Origin of the sequence: Methylophaga sp. UBA4204 (assembly GCF_002379485.1) — a bacterium.
Classification (GTDB): domain Bacteria; phylum Pseudomonadota; class Gammaproteobacteria; order Nitrosococcales; family Methylophagaceae; genus Methylophaga.
The window spans coordinates 87,684-91,539 of sequence record NZ_DFTU01000036.1; the positions used below are offsets into that span (position 1 = coordinate 87,684).

At 48.9% G+C, this 3,856-nt stretch carries 4 protein-coding genes; all 4 read left to right on the forward strand.

Features of this window, described 5'->3' with window-relative positions; translation table 11 throughout:
* Positions 1-369, forward strand: a 369-nt coding sequence (locus B3182_RS05110) for a hypothetical protein (RefSeq protein ID WP_292751811.1), incomplete at its 5' end; no start/stop codon positions are given.
* Positions 305-802: a ribosome maturation factor RimP gene (gene rimP / locus B3182_RS05115; RefSeq protein WP_292751814.1), complete on the forward strand. Its 498-nt coding sequence runs from the start codon at positions 305-307 to the stop codon at positions 800-802. The genes B3182_RS05110 and rimP, both read left to right, overlap by 65 nt.
* Positions 803-923: 121 nt before the next feature.
* Complete coding sequence (gene nusA / locus B3182_RS05120; protein ID WP_292751817.1) at positions 924-2,405, forward strand: transcription termination factor NusA; 1,482 nt, start codon at positions 924-926, stop codon at positions 2,403-2,405.
* 60 nt (positions 2,406-2,465) lie between these two features.
* Positions 2,466-3,856: translation initiation factor IF-2 N-terminal domain-containing protein (locus tag B3182_RS05125; RefSeq protein ID WP_292751820.1), on the forward strand; the 1,391-nt coding region annotated here is incomplete at its 3' end.

A 3,856-nucleotide genomic window follows, 5' to 3' on the forward strand; every position in this document is an offset into this window, starting at 1 on the left:
AAATCCTGCCCCCGCAACCAAAAATTCTTTGCTTCTTGTTGGCTTGATAAACAAGAAACAGGTGGAGATAAAGGGATTTCCCGGCTCTCGCCAGACCAAGAAGTATTGAATTTGCTTTTGTGTAAAGCAAGTTCAAGTCGAGAAGCCCCTTTTTGGGGCTTTTTTGTATTTGTTGTTTGCGGGCATCGTCCCCACCATGCAGGCCTGTGTGGTGAAAGCAGTAAACGTTTGAATGGGCCTTGTGCCCATTTTTGTTTTTTGGGCTCTTGTATTTTGCAGAGCTGGTTTGAATCCGGATTAAAGCATGGCTTCCAAGCAAGAATTGTTAGAGCAAATGGTATCCCCTGTCGCCGCCGCCTTGGGTTGTGAGCTGTGGGGGTTGGAGTATTTGACGCAAGGGCGTTACACCACGGTGCGCATTTTTATTGATGGCCCTAATGGTGTGTCGCTGGATGACTGCGAGCGCGTAAGTCGTCAAGTGAGCAGTGTGTTTGATGTGGAAGATCCGATTGATGGCGAATACACGCTTGAAGTCTCATCACCCGGTATGGATCGCCCTCTGTATAAAGAGGCGCAGTATGTGCGCTATGTGGGTGAAACTATCAGTGTGCGTTTACGTATCGCACGCGATGGTCGCCGTCGTTTTAAAGGCGTTATCATCAAAGTTGAAAGCGGCGATGTGTTTTTGCAAGTAGATAATAAGGAAGTACAGATCGCGATTGATGTAATTGATAAAGCAAATGTAGAGCCGCGTTACGAGGATTTAATGCGCGAACATAATCTGTCTAACGATAAAGAGTAGTTAGCAGCAGAATATAAATGAACTGTCTATTCGCGACAAATTGCGTAAATAGACGGTGTGGGAAATGTAAATATCTGGTGTGTGCATGGCACTGGCTTGAGGAGTTAACAGAGGCAAACCAATGAACAAAGAAATTTTGCTGGTCGCTGATGCGGTATCCAATGAGAAGGGCGTCGATAAGGAATTAATTTTCCAGGCAATTGAAATTGCACTCGCGACTGCTACTAAAAAACGTTTCGATGAAGATTCAACCATTGAGGTTATTATCAATCGCGTCACTGGCGATTATGAAACTTTCCGCAGCTGGGAATTGGTTGCCGATGACACTATGGCAGAGTTAGGCACTCAGCTTTATTTGGATGAAGCGCGCGATAAAGATGCGTCACTTGTTGTGGGTGATACTTACCGCGAAAAAATTGATAACGCAGAATTTGGTCGTATTGCTGCGCAAACTGCCAAGCAAGTGATCGTGCAAAAAGTGCGTGAAGCTGAGCGTGCGCAAATGGTTGATGAGTACCGTGATCGCATGGGTGATCTTATCAGCGGTACCGTGAAAAAAGTAACACGCGATAGCATCATTGTGGATTTGGGCAATAACGCTGAAGGTGTTTTGCCGCGCGATCAATTAATTGGCCGCGAAATTTTCCGCATGGGCGATCGTATTCGTGCGCTGTTGTTAGAAGTGCGTTCAGAAGCGCGCGGTCCACAATTATTGTTGAGCCGTTCTAACCCGCAAATGTTGGTTGAGCTGTTCAAAATTGAAGTGCCAGAAATTGCTGAAGAAGTGATTGAAATTAAAGGCGCTGCGCGCGATCCAGGTCTGCGTGCAAAAATTGCGGTTAAAACTAACGATGGCCGTATTGATCCAGTAGGTGCCTGTGTGGGTATGCGCGGTTCGCGTGTGCAAGCGGTGTCCAATGAGCTGGGTGGCGAGCGTGTTGATATAGTGTTGTGGGATGATAATCCTGCACAGTTTGTTATCAATGCTATGTCCCCTGCTGAAATCGAATCCATCGTTGTTGATGAAGATGCGGGCTCTATGGACTTGGCTGTTAACGAAGAAAATTTGGCAATGGCAATTGGTCGCGGTGGTCAAAATGTGCGTCTTGCATGTGAATTAACTGGCTGGAATATCAATGTCATGAGTATTGCTGAATGGCAATCAAAACAAGAAGCGGAATCTGGCAGCTACATCAATATGTTTATGAGTGCGCTGGATGTCGATGAAGACATTGCTGGCGTATTAGTAGAAGAAGGTTTCACTACGCTTGAAGAGGTTGCTTACGTTCCGCTGGAAGAAATGCTGGCAATCGATGGTTTTGATGAAACGATTGCTGAAGAATTGCGTGCGCGTGCGAAAGATGCACTCTTGACGCAAGCACTGGCAACAGAAGAGCGCATTGAAGGTGTTGCACCAGCAGAGGATTTGCTGGCGATGGAAGGTATGGATGATGCATTAGCCGCAAACCTTGCGCGCCGCGGCATTGTCAGCATGGAAGATTTAGCTGAACAATCGATAGATGAATTGTTGGAAATTGAAGGTGTTGACGCGACTCGTGCCGCCGCACTGATTATGAAAGCGCGCGAGCCCTGGTTTGCCTGAGTGTGAGCCACTCTAGTGAGCGAAACCCTGTAGGCAACGAACAATCCCTGAGGAAGAACAATGGCAGAAGTAACCGTTAATGAACTCGCCAAATCAATAGGCGCACCGGTCGAGCGTTTGCTTAAGCAAATGAGCGAAGCTGGTTTGCAACACAAAAGTGCCGAGGCGAAAGTTTCTGACGATGAGAAGCAGCGCTTGCTCAATTTTTTGAAGAGCAGTCATGGCGAAGCCGCGCTGGAACCTAAAAAAATCACTTTGCAGCGTAAAACCACCACGACCATTAAAACCGGTACGGGTAATGCACGTAAAACGGTAAATGTTGAGGTGCGTAAAAAACGCACCTACGTTAAACGTGAGGACGAAGTGGGCGAATCCGTCGTTGCAGAGCAAGAGCCAGATTTTGAGCCGGAAGTTGAAGTGACTGCAGAGCCGGTAGTTGCTGAAGTCGCTCCTGCGCCCGAGCCTGTCCTAGAAGCTGCGCCAGAAGTTGAAGCGGCGGTGGAAGAGGTTGCTGTTGAAACGCCTGCTGCTGAAGTGCCTTCCCACCGCATTTCCTTCACCGATGGTATCGAAGAGAAGCGCCGCGCAGCGATTGAGCGCCGTCAAGCCGAAGAGGCTGCGCGTCTTGCTGAAGTTAAAGCGCGTGAAGAGGCCAAGCGTGCTGCTGAAGAGGCGAAACGCAATCCAGTGCGTGCAGATAATGCTGCGGAAAAACCTGCTGGACAAGCGCCAGCAAAAACAGCCCGTCCTGATGGCCGTGGCCCAGCCAAAGGTAAGCCTGCAGTTGCTGTTATTGCACCGCCGGCAGACAAAGAAGATACCAAGCACAGCCATAACCACAAGAAAACCCATAAGCGCGATGACGATGATGGCGATGACTCCGAGCGCAACAAGCGCGGAGCGGGCAAGGCGATCAAAAAAGGCGCGCCAGGCTCCAAGAAAGCTCCCAAGGTCGACTTGTTGGACTTTGTTGCTGAAGATGGCGAAGACAGCGATGTATTAGCGCGCCGCAGCCATTTGCGTGCGAGTCACAAAAAGCACAATAAACACGCCTTTAAAAAGCCAACCACCAAAATTGTTCATGAAGTGAATGTGCCGGAAACCATTGCGGTAGCAGAGTTGGCGCAGCGCCTCACCGTTAAAGTGGGCGAAGTGATCAAACGCTTGATGAAGATGGGTGTAATGGCGTCGATGAACGAATCTATCGATCAGGACACTGCGGTGTTGTTGGTTGAAGAGATGGGGCATCAGGCTGTATTGGTTAGCGAAAACGATATCGAACATGCGTTGGAAAAATCACTCGAAACTGAGGGTGATCTGGTACAGCGTGCACCGGTTGTTACCGTAATGGGGCACGTTGACCACGGTAAAACCTCGCTGCTCGATTACATCCGCGAAGCAAAAGTGGCCGCTGGCGAAGCCGGTGGTATTACCCAGCATATCGGTGCCTA